Consider the following 20,270-nt stretch of genomic DNA (forward strand, 5'->3'; position numbering starts at 1 on the left):
TCTTTATGTAAAATTAGCGTAAGGTGTACGTTTTTGAAAAAGGAGGGGAAATGAGTGTTCATGTTAGTTAGAAATCGTGAGATTTCTGTTGATCTTTTAGGCACCCATAATACTATCGCTTAACATTCGCGTCAGTGGGGTTTCTACACTTTTAGTTTACTAGTTCTATCTTCGGCCTTGAAGGGAAAAGCGTTAAAAAATTTATGTTTTGAGCCGTTAAAAATGATTTTCTTGTTTGAGCATCTCAAAACGATGAAGTTTTGATCGAGTTATCCTTTTAATAGGCGAAAGGAATGAAATTTAGCTTTTGACTTCTAAGCCTAGATTTTTTTGCTTCGTTTTTTCATCAATGGAAAAAATGAAGAAGAAGGTAGTTTGAAAGTAGTTTCTATAAAGCTTGTATAAATTTTAATTGAAAGAAAATGCCCAACCCCAAACCTAAATAAAGTTTGAAATTGAGCATTGAACCGTTGAGCAGATAAATCCAGGATTGTTAAAATCTATTGCTTAATAAACACTTTGTGATCTTCTCTTTCATCTGCAATAATTTTGAAGACATAAACACCTTTCGGTAAGCCTTCAATATTGATGCTTTCACTCTTTGAAAGAGAAGAGTGTTTCATTAATTTTCCATTCATATCATAAATGAAAAATTGAGCGTTAGTTGGGTTGAACATTTCCTCAATGGCATAGTTCAATTTTGATTGTGCAGGGTTGGGAAATAGTTTCCAGTTAATCGTTCTGAATCTATCATCAATGCTAGTCACATCACCACGTTTGTTTTCCAAGTACAACACTACATCTTCATTTGATTTGATTTCTTTGATTTCGATGTAAAATTTACCAGAGTTACTTGCTGTTACATCGACTCTGTCTTTTTCTTCATAAGTGTAGGCATTGTAGACATAGAATGTGTATTCATCACGAGGTAATCCATCAATTTGGAAGGTAATGTTTCTGAGGTTTTGCCCATTTCCATGAATAAAGGCATAGCCATGTCTATTTCTGAGGACCATTCCTTGCCCTTCAAGATCTTCACTGTTGACTAATGTAAGGTCTGCGATTTCATTGTCACTCTTTGTCGTCATTTTTTCAGTAAACTCGGCAAGGAATTCAAACTTGTCGTAAGCATTCCAAACTTCATAGTTTTCCCACCACCATGTCATAGGAATGATTGATGTTTTTTCAAACATGCCCAACCACATTGTTTTTTGTAAATCTTTAATCCACTTGGCTTCATCATTATTATTAGGTGGCATAAAGTCCAATCCCATTTCACCAACTACATAAGGTTTTTGATGCTTATTGGTTAGCTCTTGAATTTTTTGAGCCATACCTCCTACAGAACCATAAAGGTGAGATTGAATAAGGTCTAATTCCTGAACATCAAAAAGACCATTGACAGTATTATGACTAATACTTGTCGTAACAATATGCTCATGATAATCGATTGATTTCAGGTACTTACTCATGATATCATGCCATTCTACTACATCAGCAGGATTTACATTTTGCCCATCATAGATAATGGTGTTATCCACCTCATTGAAAAATTCAATAGCGCCTACCGAAGTAGAGTACCCCCAACGTGCTACGATGTATCTTAATCTGTTTTTATAAAGTCTTCTTGCTTCTTCAAAAGTGAAAAAGTCATTAGGATTAACACAACCTGCTAATTGTTGGTAAGGGTGATCTTTCCATACATTATTCCCCCATCCGTCATTATTATTGACCCAAAGTGCACCATGGAAATCCATAGCCAGCATTAAATAGAGATCATTTTTTTCGGCTTCATCAATCATGTATTCAATACGTGCCAAACCTTCAGGGTGGTAGCCCACACCATTATAATCATTGTATCGGTCTGAACCGACTTTGTTCCATTCAATCGGTAAGTTCCAAGGTACATTCAACCAAGTTCTTACAAAGTTGATTTGATGTGATGCCAATAAATCAAACCAGAAGTCATAGGTATACTTTGGGTTTTCGCTGTTTCTAGCTTCCCAACCCATATTCAAACCAAAACCTCTGAAGCCATCACCATTATCAAAAACCAAGTTGTTGTAGTTTTTGTCAATAGTATGAAGGAAACCTGGGTTTTCACTTTCTGTAGCATTAAAAGTGAAAGAAGTGGATGTTGTACTTTGCTCACCGGTTACAACAGTAATCGTATAAGTATATTCTCCTGAAGTTCTAGGGGCAATTCTTAATCCCCAAGTAGAGTTATCACTATCACCTTCTAAAAAGAAAAGAGGATAAGTAATAGTGCTCGCATCCGGTAATGTGATCGATGCACTTACATCTATATGTTGAGGATCGTAAGGATTTTCAAAGTCTGCTTTTACTTTTACAAGTGCTTCAAACTTATCAAAAGTATTAATAGTAGTGTTTTCAGTGTTGACTTCTAAAATTTCAGGTTGAATAGTAGAAGCGAATAAGTGAAGCTGAAGTGCGAAAAATAAAAAAATGAATAGCTGTAAAAATTTCATATATCATACTCATTAAATGAAAGATTAAGTACCCGTACAAAAAGTAATGTTGTTTTGCATTAGTACGGTTGTAAAGGTAGATAGGAGATAGGGCCTTCACTACTACTTTTGTGTTACAACATGATACTTTTTTGAATATCACACGAATTTATATCATCAATAGATACTTTTTAGAGTATATAGTAATGTATTTATCTTAACAATTTCAAAAAAGTATCACTATTGCGTTTTATCCTATAAGATTGCATCATCTCCCCCCTCTACATTTGTATTCATGTCGTCGTCAATCTTTTTTTTATCTGAGCAGGTGAGGAAATGAAGTTCAAATTTATTCCTCAACTGTTTTTAGGAATCAGGGCAAGAAATAGTCTTTCTTTCCTTGGAGCCTTTAAACTTAAATGAACATGAAACTTACAAAATTTGAAGGAAATCCAGTATTATCTCCACATGCATCCAACGAGTGGGAAAACTTGGTAGTGTGTAACCCTGGAGCGTGGTATGAAGACGGGAAGTTTTATATGATGTATCGAGCGGCGGGAGACGATTTTGACCATAAGATCTATTTTGGTCTTGCTGAAAGTGAAGATGGTTTCAACTTCACTAGAGTACAAGATCAACCGGTTTTTTCTCCTTCAGAAGATGGACCCGATTCAGGATGTGTGGAAGATCCAAGAATTGTAAAATTTGGTGATACTTTCTATATCACTTATGCATATAGAGCATTCCCTCCGGGACAATATTGGAAATACAGTTATGATGCTGTTGTGGCTCCTGAAATGGATGAGTACCATCCGGACGTATTAAAGAAAAACATTGCCAATACGGGCTTAGCTATCTCTAAAGACTTAAAGAATTTCCGTAGGGTAGGAAGAATCACAAAACCTGAATTGGATGACCGTGATGTGATTATTTTCCCTGAAAAAATCAATGATAAATACTATATGCTACACCGCCCGAAAGAGTGGATCGGTGAGGAATATGGTACGGAATACCCTGCAATCTGGATTCAATCTTCTGATGATATGGTCAATTGGAAGCATGAATCTGACTTACTATTAAAAGGTGAAGAATGGTGGGAAGTGAAAGTAGGTGGCAACACTCCTCCTGTGAAAACGGACGAAGGATGGGTGATGCTTTACCATGGTGTGGACAAGGACAACTGCTATAGAGTTGGAGCTTGTTTGTTGGACTTAGAAGATCCTACAAAGATCTTGTACAGAACCAAAGATTTCATCATGGAACCTGAAGAAGACTGGGAAAAAAGCGGTCTTTATAAGTGGGGTGTGGTCTTCCCAACTGGAAATGTTTTAGTTGATGACACACTGTACATTTATTATGGTGGTAGTGATCAATATTGTGGTGTAGCGACTTGCGATATCCATGAGCTAGTTTCTTTCATTAAGGATAATACGAAAGAAACTACTTTGGTAATGGATTAATGTGTTAATTAGGGTCCCGTTTCAACAGGGACCTTAATTTTTTTAAAGAAATGATTTTTTTATAATTTCTATATCGTAAGTGTTAAGTCGGAAGACATCACTAAAGTTCAGTTTCAGGTGATACTATTGCTTAATTAGATTGTGAACCAAGAATGGTTTTTAGAAATCGGGAGATTTCTGATGATCTATAGGTCACGAATGACGCTTACGCTTAACATTCGCGCCATTGGAAGACTACCCTATTCGTTTGGTAGTGCTCTCCCGGCCTTGAAGGGAAAAGCGTTAAGAATTTTATGGATTGAGCCGTTAAAAATGATTTTACTGTTTGAGCGCAGCGAGTTTAAAATCATTTAGGCGAAAGGAATGAAATTTAGCTTTTGACTTCTAAGCCTTGAATTTTTTGCTTCAAGACAAAAATGAAGAAGAAGGAAGCTTGGAAGTTGACAGTAGTTAATTATATGCTTAACACTGAAGGGGCGTTTTAGTGAAATGACCGTGCCTTGCTAATTATATGAAATGAAATATACAGATTTAAATTAAAACTTATGGACTTCCAAATGAGCAACATAGACTTATGCTTTGTTGTTGTTTATATCGTAATCATACTTTTCTGGGCTTTTAAAAATGCAAATAATTCGGATTCAGAATCTTATTTTCTTGCCGGAAGAAATATGTCCTGGAAAGCAGTGGGCTTATCTTTGTTTGCCGCTTCGGTTTCGTCCACTACATTAATTGGCCAATCTGCCGAAGGCTTTAAAACAGGGTTAGCCGTTTTCAATTACCAATGGGTTTCCATTTTGGTAATGATCTTTTTTGCCATGTTCTTTCTTCCTTTTTATATCAAATCAGGAGTGTATACCATGCCTGAGTTTTTGGAAAAAAGATACGACAAAAGACCGAAGACCTTCTTCTCTATCATCACCATAATTGGTAATGTATTTTTAGATGCCGCCGCCGCATTATATTCAGGAGCATTGATTATCCGATTGATTTTCCCAGAAGCAGATCTTTCTACAGTCATTTATATCATGGCCATTATAGCAGGCTCATATACTATTTTTGGAGGATTGTCTTCAGCCATCAATGCCGAATTAGTACAAGCCGTTATTTTGATCATCGGTTCTATTATCCTTTCTTATTTAGCCTTTGCTGAAATTGGCGGATGGGATGTATTGATGGACCGTTTCAGTGATGGAATGTGGTTGCATTTAGTTCGACCAATGGACGATGCCACCACCCCTTGGTTAGGTATTATATTAGGTATTCCAGTACTCGGTTTTTATTTCTGGGGAAATAACCAAGTGATGGTACAAAGAGTGCTCTCTGCAAAATCAATTGAAGACGGACGTAAAGGTGTTTTATTTGTAGGTTTCCTTTACATCTTCACATTATTCATCTTCATCTTCCCAGGCTTGTGCGCTCGTTTGATGCATCTTTTTGAGGTAGAAGTTCCACTATCCATGTTCGGTAATGAAGTCACAAACCTAGTAGACGTCAATGAGATTTATCCAAGACTGATCATGAGTTTAATGCCAGTAGGCTTGATGGGAATTATCATGGCCGCTATGATTTCAGCATTGACTTCTACCTTATCCGCTTCCATCAATTCAGCCTCAACCTTATTGACAATGGACTTTTATTCCAACGCATTTCCTAACACCTCAAAAGAAAAGTTGGTAAAAGTAGGACAAGTGATCTCAGTTATCATCTTGATTATCGCCGCAGTGTGGGCACCTAATATCCAGAAGTTCGGCTCACTAGTAGATTACTATCAAGAAATGGCTTCTTACTTGGCACCTCCAATTGTGACCATCTTCTTCTTAGGTTTATTTTGGAAGCGTGCCAATGCCAACGGCGCCTTTGCCACATTATTAGTAGGTGCCATTACAGCTGTAGGTTTATTACTTTTCAAAGACAAAACATTCCTAGCAGACGTCCATTTCTTATTGATGGTACCGATTCTAGTTTCTATCAGTGTAGCGGTTTGTGTGATCACTTCCGTAAGTACCAAAGCCCCTTCTACATTACAATTAAAAGGCAACCTATGGACAACAGAAATATGGCATGAAGAGACCAAAGAATTGAAAAATAGCAAATGGTATCATAACTTTAGAGTACAAGCCATTATTTTAGCAATCTTAGCGATTCTTTCTTTTGTCATTTTTATTTAAAATTAAGGTAAACAACAATATAGCTCATGAAGGTTTTTCCAGAAATAACACCGGTAAGTGACGAAAATCTATTTGTCTTACAACATCATATGAATGCAGACTTTGATTACCCTATTCACCTGCATGATGATTTTGAACTGACCCTAGTGGAAGGTTGTAATGGACGAAGGATTGTAGGTAATTCCGTGGAAAATTATGAGCAGGAAGATTTAGTGTTTTTAGGCCCCAACATTCAGCACAAATGGATGAAAGAAGAGGGATCTACAGACAAACCATGTGTGACTACTTTACAGTTTAAAAGAAGTATATTTTCAGATTCTCTCTTAAAGAAAAATGAATTTGAAAGTATTAAAACCCTCTTTTCCAACTCAGGTAAAGGCGTCGTTTTTGAAGGAACAGACCGCTATAGAATTAAGCTAATCTTAAAAGATTTGGTGATCAGTTCGGGCTTCGAAAGAGTAATATTATTTTTCAACCTCTTGCACCAAATGGGCATCAGCCAAGAAACAAGATCACTAGCTTCTGATGGTTTTATCGGCGTGCATCCACAAGAGACAAGCCGAAGAATCAACAAGGTACTGGAGTTTATTTTTGAAAACTACCACCGCCCAATTGACGTCAAAGAGGCAGCTCTCTTGATTAATATGAGTGATTCCGCCTTCAGTCATTTCTTCAAAAAAAGAACAGGCAAAAGCTTTATCAAATTCCTCAACGATATTCGATTAGGCAAAGCCGCCTTCTTCCTGATCAATTCAAATAAAAACATCGCCGAAATCTGCTACGAATGCGGTTTCAATAACCTCTCAAATTTCAACCGTCAATTCAAAAAATTCAAAGGCCTGACACCTTCCGATTTTAGAAAATCATTGGCGGATTTGCAGACGGCGTAGTTGGCTTTTTTTAGAAATCAGGAGATTTCTGATGATTCATAGGACATGAATGACGCTGTCGCTTAACATTCGCGCCATTGAGGGAGTACATTCCCCTAGCGCAAATGTTAAGCGACAGCGTCATTTGTGCTTTAAAGATCACAAGAAGTCTCCGACTTCTAACGAAAATCATTTATCATATTATATAAAATTCGTTTCGCAAAAACTGCAATAAGGCTATCTTTACACCCTTATTGCTTTTGAATAGCAGGAATGTGTAGAAAGACTTATAATTTTGATAAAATGCACCAACTGATCCATACCAGTGACCGATCATCATTTGCGTATTACACCGTAAAAAATAGAATAGCCTCTATTGTAGAAAAATTGATAGCACATTATCAGTTGACTTCAGATTCAAAATTATCCGTATTTAAGCAGACGATTCCTGACGCACCACTGCCATTGATTCAAGAATTGGAAACGGAAAATGTACTCCAAAATCAATTTATAAAGGAAATCAACGAAGTGATTACCCAAGAGCAATATAAATGGGACAACGCTCCTTTTATTGTAGTAGAAAGCTATTTCTATCACAAGTTATTAGAACTAACAAAACAGGACGGTATTCAAGAAGATTACTTCTCATTTATCAAAAATGACTTTAATGCCAAGACTTTTGAGAATATGCAGAAATGTTATGCAGAATATCAAAAGTTGTCCACACATACTGTTGATAACTTTGGTGCATTGTTGAAATTGGACCTTTTAGGGAATAAAGCAGATTTAAGTCAAAGTTCAGACACCTATTCACAAACTTCAGCAAGTAGTATTTTGATTGATCATTCAGCTGAAGTATTTGAAAATATAGAAAACAGTCGTCAAGTTGATATTATTTTGGATAATGCGGGAGAAGAACTTTTTGCAGATCTGATTTTATCGCATTACCTACTGACGAAAACGAATGTAAAAGAAGTAGTATTACATTTTAAAATAATCCCTTACTTCGTTTCGGATGCCTTAATTTCAGATTTCAATTATTTGATGCATTCCCTAAAACAACAAGAAGTCTTAAAAGACTTTGCAGAAGAAATTGAGGCACTCATTCAAAACAATCAGCTTACCTTGAAAAGCCATGAATATTGGTCGAGTTCCAATGACTATAAAAACATTCCAGCCCAGTTAAACCAAACTTTAAGTCAATCCGATTTATTGATTTTCAAAGGGGATTTAAACTACAGGAAATTAGTAGGGGATTATGACTACGATTGTACCATTAAAACCAACACTTTGATCGACTACCTTCCAACCGACTGCTTGATGCTTCGCGTATTAAAATCAGAAGTGATAGTAGGATTGGAAGCCTCTCAAATTCCTTCAGAAAGTGACCATTGCTGGAAGTATAATGGAGAATATAGTTTGATGGAATTGGTGGAAAGTAATAGATAAATCACCTAGCGCAAATGTTAAGCGATAGCGTCATTTGTGCTTTAAGAATCACAAGAAGTCTCCGACTTCTAAAAAAGAGTACATATATTTTATATTGATTTCATATTTTAGTATCATCGTAATACAGATTACAACGATTCGTAAACTAACTAAAATATGAGCAGAAAATATAAGTTTAACGATCAGACGAAATGTTATTTTGTAACACTTACTGTTACTGAATGGGTGGATGTCTTCACAAGAAAAGAATACATTGATATCATAATAGATAGCTTAACATTTTGCAAAAAAATAAAGGATTACAGATACATTCATATGTCATAATGACCAATCATCTTCACTTAATTATCTCCCCCAAAGAAGGGGGCGAGAAATTAGAATTTATCCTAAGAGACTTTAAAAAGTATACATCACAAAATATTAGAAAAGCGATTGAGCAAAACCCAAAAGAAAGCATGAAAAAATGGATGTTATGGCTATTTAAATCTTCAGCCAATCCTGCAAGACAAAACTTCCAATTTTGGCAACACTATAATTTTCCAATTCAATTAAGTAGTCCAAAACTATTGGATCAGAAGATGAATTATATACACAATAATCCAGTTCGAAGTGGTGTAGTAAATGAACCAGAAGAATATATGTACAGCAGTGCTCGTCACTACAGCGGAAAGAAGTACACTGTTCTCGAAATTGATTTTGTATAAATATGTTTTTTAGAAATCAGGAGATTTCTGATGATCTGTAGGACACGAATGCCGCTATCGCTTAACATTCGCGCCATTGAGGGAGCATTATGTTTCCCTAGCGCAAATGTTAAGCGATAGCGTCATTTGTGCTTTAAAAATCACAAGCAGTCTCCGACTTCTTTTCACAGCAGTGCCCGTCACTACAGCGGCAAGAAGTACACTGTTCTCGAAATTGATTTTGTATAAACATGTTTTTTAGAAATCAGGAGATTTCTGATGATCTGTAGGACACGAATGCCGCTATCGCTTAACATTCGCGCCATTGAGGATGCAGTAAGTTTCCCTAGCGTAAATGTTAAGCGACAGCGTCATTTGTGCTTTAAAGATCACAAGAAGTCTCTGACTTCTAATAAAAAATAAAGTCCTAAAAGAGTTACAAAAACTTCCTCAAAGAAAGGATCATCCCCAAATGTATCCCCTCATGGAAACTACAAAACATCAGAGCATCTTCAAGGTTAGAAATTGTAAACCCCGTTTTGGTTTGTCTTTCATTATAATGCTCAAAAATTCCTTCCTCCAAGTCTTTTTCAAGTTGGTCCAAAGTACTGAAAAGTAAACCTTTGATTTCGTCTATCTCATCTTGCGTGGCATTGCCATCAGGGACAGTACCATTCGTGTATTTATCAACCATGTCTTTTGTCACATGAATAGGCAAGTCAGAAGAACGGTAAATCAGTCCTTGTTGAGCCACGATAATGTGACCGATATTCCAGATGATATTGTTTCTGAACCCTTCCGGAATTTTGTTTAATTGTTCCAGAGAATATCCATCAATAAACTTAGAGAGGATGTGGTGGTTTGTTCTTAAGTTCTTTAAAATAGCTTGTTCCATAGTTCTTTCATTTAAAATGGTAATAGATGAGATAATTTAATACTTCATAGTTAGCAAATTGAAATTAAAAAAGAGAAAGATTTCAAAAAAAATGTTTTGTAATCAAAAGTGCAGTTATGTACTGGGACAGAAGAAATGGAGCAATAATATCGTGCACCATGACTGAAGTCATGGGCAGGTGATACTGACTCCACCAACACTAAAGTGTTGCCTCCGTTATCAACCTTCAAGACTTTAGTCTTGATTAGGTTGTTGTATCACCTGCCCATAGTTTTAACTATGGTGCACGAAACACTCGATTCCTTTTGCCCTAGTAGGGAGGTTGTATTGTAACGTCCTCGCGAACCACAAGACAGAACCATCAATAATTATAAAAGAGTCCATTATTAATGAAAATTGTAGTTTACAAAGTGGTTCGTTTATTCAATATCTCACCCATGAAAACCAAAATAATTTTCTCTCTAAAAATGCACCCTAATTTCAGGGATAAATTTACTACTGAACCCATCGTAATTCATTGATATTTACCTACGAAGTGAATAAAAACAAACAACACCACAAGTATGAAAAAATATGGATTAATGCTATTGCTCTCCTTTAGTATTTCAATGCAACTATTGGCGCAAAACCCAATTATAACCAACATCTACACCGCTGACCCTACGGCAAGGGTGTACAATGGCAAATTGTATATTTATCCTTCGCATGATGTACCTTGGAACCCAGAATGGGAGAAACTAGGGGCTGTTAAAGAAGGGCATGGTCATGTGATGACAGACTACCACGCTTTCTCTACCACCGACTTGGTCAACTACACGGATCATGGAGTGATTGTCGCCCAAAAAGACGTGCCTTGGGGTAACAAAGTGGGGTATGGCATGTGGGCGCCTTGTATCACGGACAAAGATGGAAAGTACTATTATTACTTCCCAAATACGCCCGCAGATAAAAGCGGTTTCCGTCAGATTGGACTTGCAACAGCCACACAACCTGAAGGCCCTTTTACCATTGAACCCAATTATATTAAAGGGTTGAAAGGCATCGATCCCAATCCGTTTATTGATGATGATGGACAAGCGTATATGTATTGGGGAGGAGGAAAAGGAAATTCTCTAAAAGTGATCAAACTCACCGCTGATATGAAAGCCATAGAAGGAGAAACTATGGCGATTGAAAACTTACCACAAGAGTACAAAGAAGGTCCGTTTGTATTCAAAAGAAATGGACTGTATTACCTGACGTTCCCACACAATAAAGACACCAAGAACAGTACGGAAGAGATCGGTTATGCCATAGGAAAGAGCCCGTTAGGACCTTTTGAATATAAAGGAACAATCATGGACCGTTTTGAGGATTGCTGGACGAACCATCACTCTATTGTAGAGTACAAAAAACAATGGTATATGTTTTACCACCACAACGACATCTCAAAAGCAGGTAACCTAAGATCGGTGGCCGTAGACAGTCTATTTTTTGAGGCAGACGGTTCCATCCGAAAAGTCATTCCTACATTGAGAGGAGTAGGGCTTACTTCCGCTTCGGACACCATACAAATTGATCGTTATTCCCATATCCATAATGCAGAAATTGGTTTTGTGCATCAAGCAGGAATTCCAGAATGGAAAATTACCAAAGCCCAAAAAGACAGCTGGGTACAATACAATTCGGTTGATTTTGACATCAAACCAAAGTACGTAAAACTAAAGCTGAAACATACGGGCCAAAAAGGGTGGATAGAGATCAGAGAGAATTCCAAAAACGGCCCATTAATCGCCAAAGCATTGGTAGATACCACTAATGATAAATGGCAAACCGTCAAAGCTAAATTGGACCACAAACCCAAAGGCACCCTCAACCTTGTATGCGTTTTCGAATCAGATGCTGAGATGGAATTGGATTGGGTATTGTTTTCTAAAAAGTAATGTGAATTAAAGATAGACTTGAAGATAGGATATTTTATTTATAATTAATTTATCTGAATTTGTAATAAAGGATAAATTATATTGCAATTCATTTTAGTTTATTGTAAATTTTTATCATAACTAAATCAAATAGAAATGAGTAATACAGGCAAACAAAAATTTCATCTAAAAAAGACCAAATCAGATAAAGATAAATGGATTAGGATTTCTATTGAATTTCTAGTGGTTTTATTACTATTGAGCCTCCTATTAAAATCTATTTATTATAATGTAAACATTGATGAGGCTAAAACTTTATCTGTAAGTGATATTACAGCGGTGTACTCGTTTATATTAACCAGTATTGCTATACTTGTTTCCACAGCAGTTTTTCTACCTCAATTTACAATGAAAAGAATTGTAAAAGATGAAATTGATATTTATACTCGAGAAATAGAGAATAAAATTAAAGAGACATATAGTAAAACTTATGCATCAGAAACTGATCTGTTAAAATTAGAAGCACATGATTGCAGAATGAATGCTTATTATTTGAATGAACAGAAAAGATATATTTGGGCTCTTGGATGGGCTTTGAAAGCTACAGATAAATATCAAGAATTATTTTTTTTAGAAGAAACCTTTAATGTTCGTTACAAATCATTACTAGAAGATTTAGAAAAAATCACTAAGGGAATATCAGAAAATATTATTCTTGAAATACTTGATAATGAGAAATATATAACAAATAAGAGCCACATCAATAAATCTGTTCAAGATGATATTTCCAAGCGATATTTCAGATATTTTAAATGTAAATGTTGGTTATATAAAAGAGATAAAAATTCAAAGAGTGGAAATTTCAATAAAAATGTTTTTAATGGTTTTAGATATATTATGGAAAATAAAAATCTTGAATCAATTTTTAAATATTATTCTTGTGAACTTGATGAAGACAAAAAAAGAAATATTTTAGATCAAGAATGTTTCAATGATCAAAAATTCATGTATGTAAAAAAAATAGAGAAGTTCTTTAAGGAAGCTTCAAAAGAAAATGAATTGAAATATATGAAAGGTATTAAAACTAACTATCATTTGACGAATGAAGAAGCTTATTAAAACAAATGACAAATTATCATTTGCGTATTACACCGTAAAAAATAGAATTGCATCCATTGTAGAAAAATTGATAGAGCAATATCAATTACCATCAGAATCAAAATTATCAGCATTTAAGCAGACTATTCCTGATGAAAAGTTACTATTGATTCAAGATTTAGCACCCAAGGGTACTTTACAAAATCAATTTGTCAAGGAAATCAATGGAGCAATTACTCAAGAAGGATATAGATGGGATAATGCTCCATTTATTTTAGTTGAAAGCTATTTTTATCAAAAGTTATTAGAATTAACAAAGCAGGACGGTATTCAAGAAGATTACTTCTCATTTATCAAAAATGACTTTAATGAGAGGACTTTTGAAAACATGCAAAAGTGCTATACAGAATACCAAAAGCTAACCAAGCATAATGTTGATAACTTCGGAGCATTGTTACAATTAGATCTTTTAGGTAATAAAGCGGATTTAAGTCAAAATTCAGATACATATTCTCATACTTCTGTAAGTAGTATTTTAATTGATCATTCAACTGAAGTCTATCAAAAAATACAAAACAGCCAACAGATAGATATTATATTAGATAATGCAGGTGAAGAACTTTTTGCAGATCTAATATTATCTCATTATTTACTGACTAAAGCTAATGTAAGAGAAGTTGTATTACATTTTAAAGTAATACCTTATTTTGTTTCAGATGCTTTGATTTCAGATTTTAATTTTTTAATCGATTCTTTAAAACAGAAAGAAGAGTTAAAAGATTTTGCAAAAGAAATTGAAGTACTTGTTCAAAATCATAAGCTAACCTTGAAAAGTCATGAATATTGGTCGAGTTCAAATGATTATAAAAACATACCAAATGAGTTAAATCAAACTTTAGCTCAATCCGGTTTATTGATCTTCAAGGGAGATTTGAATTATAGAAAGTTGGTAGGAGATTATGATTATGCTTGTACTACTAAAACAAAAACTTTAGTCAACTATTTACCAACTGACTGCTTGATGCTTAGAGTATTAAAATCGGAAGTGATTGTGGGGTTAGAGACTTCTCATATTCCTTCGGAAAAGGATAATAGTTGGAAGTATAATGGGGAATATAGTTTGATAGAGTTAGTGGAATCTCAAGCCTAGTAGTCAGAATACTTCATCTCATCTACTAGTACAAAAATGTCTCTATTGCTAAACGAATAAAGATTTAGCAATAGAGACATTTTTATTTTGAAAAGATTTAAATAATATACCCATTGTTCATTACTCAATCAAAACCTCCCCAAAACAACTCACCACAATCCCCCCTTCATTCACAATCCCAGGCATAGCCGTACTCGAATACGCAAACCTAACCCATTTCGGGTTTTCGATAGGAGAGACCAAAATGATTTGATCATTTTCAATACGAACGGCTGTAGCAACTTGGGAAGTATTGGCGTTGCCCACTTCAAAATGTTGGATATCTGAAGAGGTGAAATGAAGGCCTTTGCCGTGTTTGAAAGTGATATGAATTTGTCCGTTGTAATCCGTGAAGATGCGGTCAACGGTGGGCGAAAATACTTCTTTGGTGATCAACCCGTAGGTGTCTTTTAGAGCGATGTTGGCAAGACGTTGGCCGACGGGCTTTTTGTTGGTGGGGTGGATGTCGTCAAGGTTGGCAAGGTCGGAGATGACGAACATTTTGGCATTGTCGATGATTTCTGAAGCTCTTCTTTGTTCGTCACGCAGTTGACCGGCGTTGATATGAGAAGCGTATTTGTAGGGGGCAATCTGTACAAAATACAATGGGAGATGACGGTCAAATTGTTTCCTCCAGGTTTGGGCAAGGAGTTGTAATTTTTCGGCGTACAGTTCAGGATATTCTACATTGGCTTCGCCTTGGTACCAAAGCAGACCGCTGATGGTAAAATCTTTGAAAGGGGCGACCATTCCATTGTATAAAAGTCCTTGTTGGACGGGGCCCCAAGGGTTGGGTTTGTGTTTTTGTGAGGAAGCCCAAAGGTCTTGCTCTTGTTGTAAGGCGTCTTTCGGAATCCATGTTTCTATGGGTGTTCCTCCCCAAGAAGTGGTGATAACGCCGATGGGCACCATTAAAGTATCTTTTAGTTTTGTGGCAAAGTAATAGGAAACGGTGCTGACGTAAGGCATGGTTTTAGGCGTCATCGTGAGCCATTCGCCTTTTACTTTAGTGTCTTTTTGGTCGGAATCATTTCTTTCCGCTTTAAAAATACGAACAAAAGGCTGATGGGCATTTTTGATTTCTGTACTGTCGTTTTTCAGTCCAGCAGAAGCGGTCCATTCCATATTGGATTGTCCTGAAGCCAGCCAAACTTCACCAATTAAAATATCTTTGAGCGTGATCTTATTTTTTCCTTCTAGCGTAATTTGTTGGGGATCAAAACTGCCTTTTGGTGTGGGTAGTTTTAGGGTCCAAAACCCTTCTTTGTTGGACTTGGTTTGTACTTGTGCTCCCCAACTGCTGGTGAGTTGTATGTTGGTATTAGGCTTTTCCCATCCGAAGATATTGACGGTGTCGGATTGTTGTAGGATCATTCCGTCGGAAAAAAAGGAGGGGAGTTCTAGGGCGTAGGCGCCTTGGAATGTGAGTTGGAGGAGGATAAGGAGTAGGTATTTTTTCATTGGAGTAGTTTGATTTAATGTTTGTTGTTTTTTAGAAGTCGGAGACTTCTTATGATCCTTAAAGCACAAATGACGCTGTCGCTTAACATTTGCGCTAGGGGGTGAACTGCCTCAATGGCGCGAATGTTAAACGATAGTGTCATTCGTGTTTCGTACACCATAGTTAAAACTATGGGCATGTGATACAGTTCCCTCATCAAGATTAAAATCTTGAGGGTTGAATACGAAGATAACACTTTAGTGTTATTGGAGTCTGTATCACCTGCCCATGACTTTAGTCGTGGTGCACGAAACATTAGCATCCTTGACAATGGTTTAGCTACCGTTCTATAGACCCATAATTGAAATTATGGGCGAATAAGGATGGACGTTATTTCACGATCATTCGCTTCGAAATCACTTTATGATCTACTTCCATAACATAAATATATACGCCGGCAGTAAGACCTTCTGCATTAAATATAATGGCATTTTTTCCACTTTTAAAGCGACGTCCAGCCAATTCTTCTACAAGCGTACCAGATTGATGATATACTTTGATAGAAACAAATGAAGCTTGTTTTAATGTGAAGCTAATGTTTGTGATGTCTACAACAGGGTTAGGGTAGTTTTGGTCTAAAGAGAAGTGAGCTTGCTCTACGTCAACGCTTGTAGGTATTTCTCCTTCATTACCATCACCTTCATTTCCGTTACCTTCGTTACCATCGCCTTCGTTCCCGTCTCCTTCATTTTCAAAAGTGATCAGTTCTAACATTTTTGTAGCATATCTTCTACCCAATGTTTCTGCTCCGGCTCTGTCGAAGTGTACATTATCATCTGATACAGATACACCTTCAGAAGAAATGATATGAGCATTGTCAATGTAGTTCGGAAGTGTGGCGATGATTTGATTCATTTCTGTATAAGTCACCGTTGATAGCTGTCCAGAAAGTAGAGGTACTTCTTCTGCATTCAACCCAATGTCTGTGATTAAGTCATTGTAGATTTTTGTGACATAGTTAGGCCATTCTGCATTGCCTGCGTTGGCTTCACCTTGATGCAATAAGATACCTTCAATTGTACCGCTCTTCTGTGCTAGTTTCGCCAAGTTGACCAAATGTTGGTAAGGGTTGTTGCCATAGTCGGCTACTTTTTCCTTAAACCATTCTTCAGGATTTGTATTCAAGTAGCTTTGGTATTGATCTTTGTCGAAAATACGGATGTCAGTACCTCCAATTGCCACATTGATGATCCCTACTGTGTGTCCTTCCGGAAGTTCATCTAACATACCTGCACCAAAACCATCTACTACAGAATACTGCGTGTAACATTGACAAGAAGGAGCGAAGAGGTCGTACCACATTTCCTTCTGACGGTTGAGGTTGTCACAATCAATGGATTGGAAGACTTTCAAACGGCTGTCTGTTTGGTAATCTACGCTTGGATCAATAGGGGCCGAACCTTCCATATTGGATTGTCCGAAAGCTAAGAAAATATGGAACTTTTCATCAAATTCGATGACTGCACCGTCAGGGTTTTCAAGGTTGATCACACCGTTAGCGTAGGCTTGATGATTGGCATCGGGCAGTGATTGAATTCTTGGAATATAAACGGTATTACTTTTTAATGTTACACCATCTTTGCCACTTTCATATCGATAGCTTGTGGATTCAGTGGAAATGGTGGTGATGTAAATGTTCTCATTCGTACCCGCTTCTTCCAAGAAGATATTCGTTCCTTCGGTTTGCAATGCATCGTTCGTCCAATGCAATGTAAACCCGTTAGATGTGATGTCAGTAAAGTAAAGATTTTGTGGTGCTTTGATGACCGGTTCTGGTTTTGGGAATGGAACATTTTTGACTTTTCCGTACACCGCAAAATGATCCACTAACCAAGTGTTGTCACTTGTGAGGTCGTTGATATTAAAACTCATCACAATTTTATTGTAAATGGCACCTTCCGGCACATTATTTACATCCAATGGGACCTTAATGGTCTGCCACCCTTCTTGCACTTGAATTTCTTGATACGTTTCCGGTTGTTTATCTCCCGTAGTTGCATCATCTTCCTTTTCCAATTTTAAGAATACATTCCCAGTAACAGGAGCATTGATCATGAATTCAATAAATTCAAAACCATCAATTTCAATTTGATTTTCTAATTCAAGAATCAACATTCTGTTCCACCACTCGCCATCTGTAGGAGCATTGGTGAAGGATAAAACTTTATCAGAGTTATTTTGTTCATTTTTAAGAGGATTGTCAATGATATCAGCATTGGATCCCGAAGCGGTAAAAAGGACGTCTTCTCCTTCAAAAGAAGTGACCTCATTTCTTTCTGCAGGTCTTGGAAAGGGAACATTTTGAATATCTCCATAAACGGCAAAATTGTCCAGTAACCACGTATTTTCAGCAGAGAGATCATTAATATTAAAACTCATCACGATCTTACTGTAAACAGCACCTTCTGGTACGTTATTGAGATCTAAGGCTGTTTTAATGGTTTGCCAACCTTCTTGCACTTGAAGCTCTTGATATGTTTCCGGTTGCTTATCTCCCGTTGTACCATCGTCTTCTTTTTCTAATTTTATAAATACAGTACCTGTGGTAGGTGCTTTGACCATAAATTCAATATGTTCAAAACCATCAATCACAATTCGATTTTCGACCTCAAGGATCAACATTCTATCCCACCAATTACCATTGGTCGCTACATTAGTAAAAGAGATTACTTTATCAGAACCATTGTTATCGTCTTTCATTGGATTATCGATAACGGAGGCATTACTCCCTCCTGAGGCTGTAAATATAACATCCTCCGTTTCGAAGGTCGTGACCTCATTTCTAACAACAGGTTTTGGAAAAGGAACATTTTCAACGCTTCCGTAAGTTGCCAAATTATCAATATACCAGACGTCTCCTCCGGTAAGATCATTGATATTAAAGAAGATGACAATCTTATTGTATTTTGCTGTAGAAGGTACGTCTGTCAAATCAAAGGCGGCTTTGATCGTTTGCCAACCTTCAGCTACTTGTGCTTCTTGGTAGATACTAGGTTGAGGGTCACCATTGCTGTTTTCTAGCTTGATGGAAATAGTACCTTGAGCTGGTGCTTTGACCATAAATTCAAAGTTTTCGAACCCATCAGCCACAATCTGATTTTCGACCTCCACTACTAACAAACGTCCCCACCATTCTGAAGCATTTTCATTGGTAAATTGAATCACATTGTCAGAGCTATTGATATCGTCTTTCATTGGGTTGGCGACTATTTCAGCCGTTCCGCCTGATTGAGAAAGCAAGTAATTTGGTGTTTCAAAGTCAGTAATTAAAACACGGGGAGCCTCTTCTGCCATAGCAAAATTCGTCAACAGAAAAGTGCATAACAGGAGAAGAATAGAAGTATAATTGTTTTTCATTTCAAATTTGGTTGGATTGCTTTTGGCAATCGTTGTAACAATAGATTTGAGAGAGAGTAATGATGAAGAGAGAATAAAGCTTGTTATTTATATAGAAGTCAGAGACTTCTAAAGATCTTAAAAGCACAAGAGATGCTGACGCTTAACTCTTGCGCTAGTAAGTAGGGAGCCTGGCAACCTGGCGCGAATGTTAAGCGCTAGCGTCATTCGTGACCTATGGATCAACAGAAATCTCCTGATTTCTAGTGATCCCAAAAACGCCCCCTTCTATTTTTTTCCCTCATCTAATAATTGAAGCATTTTTTCAGCGTATCTTTTTCCCAATAATCGCACTCCTTCACTGCTAAAATGGGCATTGTCGTCTTGTGCTTTACAGCCTTCAGAAGAGATTACATGTGCTTGTTTTAATCGGGAAGGTAAGGTCTGAATAATGTTATTCATCGTTGCTTCCACACCGCCTTGCTGTTGGTCTACTAATTCGCCGACTAAAAGCGGGGTCTCCTTATTTAGGGCAAGGTCGGTGATTAAATCAAGGTAGATCTTCTGAACATAAGTTGTCCATTGTTCACGATCTGGAGTGCCATTGTTGGTTTCTCCTTGATGGAGTAATATTCCTTTGATCACACCCTGTTGTTGTGCTAGTGAAGCAAATTCTACAAGGTGTTGGTAAGGATGGTTTTGATACGCTGAAATTTTGTTTCTAAACCATTGGGCAGGATCATAGGTGTCAAAATAATTTTGGTATTGATCCTTGTCAAAAAGACGAATGTCACAGCCGGCAACCGCCACATTGATCACGCCTACCCTGATACTGTCAGGAAGGGATTTCACCATAGTATTGACGAAACTATTAGAGGGTGATAACCCTACCTTATCAGTATAATAGCAGTTGGCAAGTGGAGGTACAGCTGTGTACCATTCTCCTTTTTTTCTTTGAAGCTGATCGCAGTCCATTGTTTGTAAAACAAGGGCTCTGTTATCAACGTGTCGATCTTCTTCTTCAATTGGGGCAAAACCTTCCATATTGGACTGTCCAATGCAGAGGTAGATATGGAAATTAGGGTCCGATGTCGTCGTGTTTTGTCCCTGAGTGTTATTTCCTAAAAACATGAATGTACAGTTTAGTAATAGAAAAATGCCCGTTTTGATTGTGAAGAAGTTCATATTGTATTGACGGTATTATTGTTTATTTTATTATTTAATATGTAGCACCGTAGGGGCGGTCCTAT

Annotated in this window: 13 protein-coding genes; 8 read left to right on the plus strand and 5 right to left on the minus strand. The window is 36.8% G+C overall.

The window, feature by feature from the left end:
• Positions 1–500: 500 nt before the first annotated feature.
• Complete coding sequence (locus PL77_RS07050; protein ID WP_044203220.1) at positions 501–2,489, minus strand: T9SS type A sorting domain-containing protein; 1,989 nt, start codon at positions 2,487–2,489, stop codon at positions 501–503.
• 404 nt (positions 2,490–2,893) lie between these two features.
• Here PL77_RS07050 and PL77_RS07055 point away from each other — a divergent pair, with 404 nt between their 5' ends.
• From PL77_RS07055 to PL77_RS07075, 5 genes are all read left to right on the plus strand, one after another.
• A complete protein-coding gene (locus PL77_RS07055; RefSeq protein WP_044203374.1) occupies positions 2,894–3,928 on the plus strand; it encodes a glycosidase in 1,035 nt (344 codons plus the stop codon).
• 557 nt (positions 3,929–4,485) lie between these two features.
• Complete coding sequence (locus PL77_RS07060; protein WP_044203375.1) at positions 4,486–6,099, plus strand: sodium:solute symporter; 1,614 nt, start codon at positions 4,486–4,488, stop codon at positions 6,097–6,099.
• A gap of 26 nt (positions 6,100–6,125) precedes the next feature.
• Positions 6,126–6,989, plus strand: a complete 864-nt coding sequence (locus PL77_RS07065; RefSeq protein ID WP_044203221.1) for an AraC family transcriptional regulator — start codon at positions 6,126–6,128, stop codon at positions 6,987–6,989.
• A 252-nt stretch (positions 6,990–7,241) separates the two neighbouring features.
• Positions 7,242–8,417 (plus strand): damage-control phosphatase ARMT1 family protein, encoded by a 1,176-nt coding sequence (locus PL77_RS07070; protein ID WP_082026433.1) that lies wholly within the window; start codon positions 7,242–7,244, stop codon positions 8,415–8,417.
• Between the two features lie 323 nt (positions 8,418–8,740).
• Positions 8,741–9,121 (plus strand): transposase, encoded by a 381-nt coding sequence (locus PL77_RS07075; protein ID WP_371199173.1) that lies wholly within the window; start codon positions 8,741–8,743, stop codon positions 9,119–9,121.
• A 415-nt stretch (positions 9,122–9,536) separates the two neighbouring features.
• On the opposite strand, the gene PL77_RS07080 is transcribed toward PL77_RS07075, so the two are convergent.
• A complete protein-coding gene (locus PL77_RS07080) occupies positions 9,537–9,995 on the minus strand; it encodes a DinB family protein (protein ID WP_044203225.1) in 459 nt (152 codons plus the stop codon).
• Between the two features lie 563 nt (positions 9,996–10,558).
• Here PL77_RS07080 and PL77_RS07085 point away from each other — a divergent pair.
• The 3 genes from PL77_RS07085 (at position 10,559) to PL77_RS07095 (ending at position 14,144) form a co-directional block, all read left to right on the plus strand.
• On the plus strand, positions 10,559–11,917 hold the full coding sequence (locus PL77_RS07085) for a family 43 glycosylhydrolase (protein ID WP_044203226.1): 1,359 nt from the start codon (positions 10,559–10,561) through the stop codon (positions 11,915–11,917).
• 135 nt (positions 11,918–12,052) lie between these two features.
• Positions 12,053–13,015, plus strand: coding sequence for a hypothetical protein (locus tag PL77_RS07090; protein ID WP_044203228.1), 963 nt, complete (start codon positions 12,053–12,055; stop codon positions 13,013–13,015).
• Entirely contained in the window at positions 12,999–14,144 is a 1,146-nt protein-coding gene (locus PL77_RS07095; RefSeq protein WP_044203231.1) for a damage-control phosphatase ARMT1 family protein, read from the plus strand. The genes PL77_RS07090 and PL77_RS07095 overlap by 17 nt, the downstream gene beginning before the upstream one ends.
• 120 nt (positions 14,145–14,264) lie before the next feature.
• Here the strand turns inward: PL77_RS07095 and PL77_RS07100 are convergent, their stop codons facing one another.
• From PL77_RS07100 to PL77_RS07110, 3 genes are all read right to left on the minus strand, one after another.
• Positions 14,265–15,644 (minus strand): sialate O-acetylesterase, encoded by a 1,380-nt coding sequence (locus PL77_RS07100; RefSeq protein WP_082026434.1) that lies wholly within the window; start codon positions 15,642–15,644, stop codon positions 14,265–14,267.
• A gap of 370 nt (positions 15,645–16,014) precedes the next feature.
• The gene (locus tag PL77_RS30320) at positions 16,015–19,041 is read right to left on the minus strand and encodes a sialate O-acetylesterase (RefSeq protein WP_082026435.1); all 3,027 of its coding nucleotides are present in this window, start codon (positions 19,039–19,041) and stop codon (positions 16,015–16,017) included.
• Positions 19,042–19,308: 267 nt separating this feature from the next.
• Positions 19,309–20,205 carry a sialate O-acetylesterase gene (locus tag PL77_RS07110; protein WP_082026436.1) on the minus strand — a complete coding sequence of 299 codons (897 nt, stop codon included), beginning with the start codon at positions 20,203–20,205 and terminating at the stop codon, positions 19,309–19,311.
• Positions 20,206–20,270: the final 65 nt, after the last annotated feature.

Origin of the sequence: Flammeovirga sp. OC4 (assembly GCF_000812565.1) — a bacterium.
Taxonomy (GTDB): domain Bacteria; phylum Bacteroidota; class Bacteroidia; order Cytophagales; family Flammeovirgaceae; genus Flammeovirga.

Excerpts from the sequence above, each read along its gene's own strand:
- PL77_RS07050 (WP_044203220.1), bottom strand. The coding sequence starts at position 2,489 with ATGAAATTTTTACAGCTATTCATTTTTTTATTTTTCGCACTTCAGCTT.
- PL77_RS07055 (WP_044203374.1), top strand. The coding sequence starts at position 2,894 with ATGAAACTTACAAAATTTGAAGGAAATCCAGTATTATCTCCACATGCA.
- PL77_RS07060 (WP_044203375.1), top strand. The coding sequence starts at position 4,486 with ATGAGCAACATAGACTTATGCTTTGTTGTTGTTTATATCGTAATCATA.
- PL77_RS07065 (WP_044203221.1), top strand. The coding sequence starts at position 6,126 with ATGAAGGTTTTTCCAGAAATAACACCGGTAAGTGACGAAAATCTATTT.
- PL77_RS07070 (WP_082026433.1), top strand. The coding sequence starts at position 7,242 with ATGTGTAGAAAGACTTATAATTTTGATAAAATGCACCAACTGATCCAT.
- PL77_RS07075 (WP_371199173.1), top strand. The coding sequence starts at position 8,741 with ATGACCAATCATCTTCACTTAATTATCTCCCCCAAAGAAGGGGGCGAG.
- PL77_RS07080 (WP_044203225.1), bottom strand. The coding sequence starts at position 9,995 with ATGGAACAAGCTATTTTAAAGAACTTAAGAACAAACCACCACATCCTC.
- PL77_RS07085 (WP_044203226.1), top strand. The coding sequence starts at position 10,559 with ATGAAAAAATATGGATTAATGCTATTGCTCTCCTTTAGTATTTCAATG.
- PL77_RS07090 (WP_044203228.1), top strand. The coding sequence starts at position 12,053 with ATGAGTAATACAGGCAAACAAAAATTTCATCTAAAAAAGACCAAATCA.
- PL77_RS07095 (WP_044203231.1), top strand. The coding sequence starts at position 12,999 with ATGAAGAAGCTTATTAAAACAAATGACAAATTATCATTTGCGTATTAC.
- PL77_RS07100 (WP_082026434.1), bottom strand. The coding sequence starts at position 15,644 with ATGAAAAAATACCTACTCCTTATCCTCCTCCAACTCACATTCCAAGGC.
- PL77_RS30320 (WP_082026435.1), bottom strand. The coding sequence starts at position 19,041 with ATGAAAAACAATTATACTTCTATTCTTCTCCTGTTATGCACTTTTCTG.
- PL77_RS07110 (WP_082026436.1), bottom strand. The coding sequence starts at position 20,205 with ATGAACTTCTTCACAATCAAAACGGGCATTTTTCTATTACTAAACTGT.